This is a genomic window from Piscirickettsia salmonis LF-89 = ATCC VR-1361, assembly GCF_000297215.2.
GTDB lineage: Bacteria > Pseudomonadota > Gammaproteobacteria > Piscirickettsiales > Piscirickettsiaceae > Piscirickettsia > Piscirickettsia salmonis.
Genome location: NZ_AMFF02000233.1, coordinates 1 through 2,042 on the forward strand (window position 1 = coordinate 1; position 2,042 = coordinate 2,042).

The 2,042-nt window shown below is 32.8% G+C and carries 3 protein-coding genes; all 3 read left to right on the forward strand.

The annotated features are described in order from the left end of the window. Nucleotides 1-431: 431 nt before the first annotated feature. Nucleotides 432-611, forward strand: a complete 180-nt coding sequence (locus tag C200_RS13740; RefSeq protein ID WP_032126843.1) for a hypothetical protein — start codon at nucleotides 432-434, stop codon at nucleotides 609-611. A 218-nt stretch (nucleotides 612-829) separates the two neighbouring features. After that, nucleotides 830-1,126, forward strand: coding sequence for a hypothetical protein (locus C200_RS13745; protein WP_032126844.1), 297 nt, complete (start codon nucleotides 830-832; stop codon nucleotides 1,124-1,126). A 94-nt stretch (nucleotides 1,127-1,220) separates the two neighbouring features. Beyond that, the gene (locus C200_RS13750) at nucleotides 1,221-1,682 is read left to right on the forward strand and encodes a hypothetical protein (protein WP_016212118.1); all 462 of its coding nucleotides are present in this window, start codon (nucleotides 1,221-1,223) and stop codon (nucleotides 1,680-1,682) included. Nucleotides 1,683-2,042 lie beyond the last annotated feature (360 nt).

Sequence of the window (2,042 nt, forward strand, 5' to 3'; positions counted from 1 at the left end):
ATTTCTTTGAGATCACGGTAAGATAAGGCATAGCGGCCATACCAACGCACCAGCCAAAGAATGATCTCACCGGAATAATGCTTCCATTTAAAGGGTTGATTCTTCTTAAATCGTTTACGTCTACCCACAGCAATTCACTCTTAACTTCCGTTGATTGCTACACCCTACTCAAATCTAAATTTTTTGCAACAGTGCCTAAAAATCCGAATCATGATGATTCTGAGAAAGAAAAATTGACAAAACAACATGAAAGTTTAAAAAAAGTTATAACATCATTGATGTTATAGAGGGTTGGACAATCATAGGATCATTTGTTTGTTTTATTATATCCTCATTATTAATAACTATTTTATTGATTATTTATACACCTACAGATGACTCCCTACATAAATATAAGCCTCTATTAACTAACAACATCAAGGAAAAAAATATTGAAAAAATCAAAGCCAAACAAGACAAACTCGAAAAAAAATCGTAAAGTGGCACCTAATGCTAGAAAAAGGAAAAGCAGCAATGCTAAATTATTATCGTCACAAAAAAAATCACTTGACATCTCAGATGAAGAATTACAATTTCCTGAATCAAAGCCTCCTCGTGAAGCTGAAGAATAAATCAAATTACTGATTCCACCCATCCACCAACTTAGTTAAATATACAACATATGGCAATCAAATAACTTTCAAACCATATAAAAGAGTCATCAGTCACAAAGATTTCTTGTTACCAACTCCTGTTCCATACTTTCCAATCAATATTGAAAAAGAGTTAAGGACTAAAATCACAAAAATAGTTCATGCATAACATATAGATACAAAAAAAGGAATTTTAAATGAACGGCTCAAATGCCCCTGAATGGGAACATCTCCGGCTATGGCTTGAAGACCATAAAAATCAACCTTGTGTTCTTGGCTTTGGGAAAGCTATTGAGTACGAGGTGAATCATAATAAATCATGCTTAGAAATAACTTATAAATTGAGCAGATTAAAAATCCACTTCAAATATGTACCAATACATAGCAATTCATTTGACATTATAAAAAACCACCTTATATCAAAATCTAATCAAGATAATTGGTTTATATACGATGGAAAAAAATTTAAGGAGATAAACGAAAGTCAATTTTAATAATATTACTAAAAGTGCAACACCTAATAGAAGCCTGTGCATCAGGTAAATTTATAATAAAGTTTAATATTCAGTATATTTAAGGTTAAATCTAATGATATTAACAGCAGAACAGCTTGAAATTATTGAAATGGTCTTGAAAAAGCAACTTCAAAATGATCCAGATTATTTATTTAATCATATTAATTTAACTGTTTCTCAAAACACAGCAGAGGAACTTGAAGTAACTATTCAACAAAGAAGGCCAGTGATAACGAATATAGCTCATCCAGCTATTGAGAGAATTATGGGAATAAATAATTCTGACCCCATGGATGCTGGAAGAAAAGAATATGATGAAAATTTTACTAAAAAGCCAAGGGAAAATAGATCAGAAGTAGAAAGATGTAAAGAAACTATAATTTACACCCCTGCGTACACTGCAAAAATATTTCTTCAATGTCGTAGCACTCTTTTACATCAAAGAGGTACTACAAGCCTATTTTCTGATCATCAAGCCAATATATCTCCAGAGAGAACAACATCAGTCGATAATGAGTCTTGTTCGGTTCTTTAACCTTGCCTCAACCTCCTGTTTTAGATGTTATTTTCTATTTCCGGTAATATCCTTTATCGGAAGTAGAGGGCTGCCTGTGGATAAGTTTATCTTACTTTCAATTCGCCCTCCGTCATCTGAAGTCCTAACTTTTGTTTTAACGGAGATAAGATTGCTTTCGCAACTCCCATTGAAAAAAATGATTGATCGAGATTAATGAAAACTGAATTCATGAGTATGCTTGAATTGAGAATCCCGGCCAGGGGTCATAAAATGACGAAAAGCACGCTTACACATTGTAAGTAACGTAGGGCACTGTTGCGAAAAATTATAGTGAACTTCAGAAAGGTTATTTTCTTGTGCTCTCTGCTTAGAATTAAG